This is a genomic window from Mycobacterium sp. (genome assembly GCF_036488105.1).
GTDB lineage: Bacteria > Actinomycetota > Actinomycetes > Mycobacteriales > Mycobacteriaceae > Mycobacterium.
In genome coordinates, this window is record NZ_DASXHW010000116.1 from 1 (window position 1) to 1,555 (window position 1,555).

2 protein-coding genes are annotated in these 1,555 nt (G+C 64.6%); both read left to right on the plus strand.

From position 1 onward, the window contains the following. The coding region (locus tag VGH54_RS06265; RefSeq protein WP_331511076.1) for a MalY/PatB family protein at positions 1 to 839 on the plus strand (839 nt) is incomplete at its 5' end. A 56-nt stretch (positions 840 to 895) separates the two neighbouring features. Then, on the plus strand, positions 896 to 1,555 hold a 660-nt coding region (locus VGH54_RS30030), incomplete at its 3' end, for a cold-shock protein (protein WP_414688654.1).

Genomic DNA, 1,555 nt, shown 5'->3' on the forward strand with positions numbered 1-1,555 from the left:
GGGACGCGGTTCTGTTGCAGCTTCCCTCCTATCCGCCATTCATGCGCGCGATCGAGGACACGGGCCGTCGCCTGATCGCCAACCCGATGCGCGACGACGGCACGCGGTGGGTGCTCGACCTCGCCGCGTACGAGGCGGCCCCCGATCCGCGCACGCGCATGCTGATATTCTGCCACCCGCAGAACCCCACCGGGCGAGCCTACAGCCGGGCGGAACTCGAGGCGGTGGCGGCATTTGCGATCCGTCATGACCTGGTGGTGGTATCCGACGAGATTCATGCGGACATCGTCTATCCTGGCAACATGCATATTCCGTTGGCGTCGCTGCATCCGGAGATCGCCGCCCGCACCATTACCATCACCTCGGCGACCAAGAGCTTCAACATCCCGGCACTGCGCTGCGCCGTCATGCATTTTGGCAGCCCGGAACTGAAGGGGCGCTTTCTGCGCCGCATCCCGTCACGATTGCTCGGCTCGCCAGGCATTACGGGTGTCGATGCCACCGCCGCGGCCTGGGACGACGGACAGAACTGGCTCGACGAGATTCTCGCTCGGTTGCGCGCGAACCGCGATTGGCTGGCGCACACCATCGAAGCCGACCTTCCGGGCGTGACGATGCGGGTGCCCGAGGCGACGTATCTGGCTTGGCTCGACTGTCGCGCCCTGGACCTGCCGTGCTCCGCTGGGCAGTTCTTCCTGGATCATGCCAGGGTCGGGCTGAATTTTGGCGAGACGTTTGGGGCGGAATACACTGGATTTGCGCGGCTGAATTTCGCGACGACGGCGCCGATTCTGCGGCAGATTGTTACGCGAATGGTAGAGTCGGTGCGGAGGCGGTGAGAAGTTAGCCGCCGGTGTCGTGGCGGGCTGTCCGTTCCGCGGCCGCCGTCCAAGCAGTGGAATGCGTTGACGATCACACCGCCTCATTTCAGAGTGCGAGTATTCCGCTCGACCCAGGAACTCCAGTGAGCAGCAGAGATAGAGATTTTCGTCCGACCCGCCGCCGTGGCTTCGACGACGACAACTTCGAAACACCCCGGCGCGGCTTCGGATCTACACCGGGATCCAGCGCCCAGAGATTTGAAGGACCCGCCGGTTCCCCGGTCCAAGCGGTCGTCAAATGGTATAACCCCGACAAGGGGTTCGGTTTCGTACAGCTTGCCGATGGGTCCGGTGATGCCTTCCTGCACGCGAGTGTGGTTGAACGCAGCGGGCACGGCAGCGTCCCGCCGGGCGCGACGCTCGAGGTCCGCGCCGGTCCGGGGCCCAAGGGGCCGCAAGTAACGGAAATCCTGAGCGTCGATAGCAGCACCGCGCAGCAAGAGCAGCCTCGGCGTCCTCGGCCCGAGCGATCCTATACACCGGTCGACCAGGCCTCGGTCGAGGAGATCGGCACGGTGAAGTTCTACGCCGCCGATAAAGGATTCGGATTCATCGTGCGGGACCGCGGCGGCAAGGACATTTTTGTGCATGCCTCGGCGCTGAACCGCGCCGGTATCGCCGAGCTGGGGGAAGGCCAGCGCGTAGCCGTCGACATGGTCGAAGGCGGCAAGGGA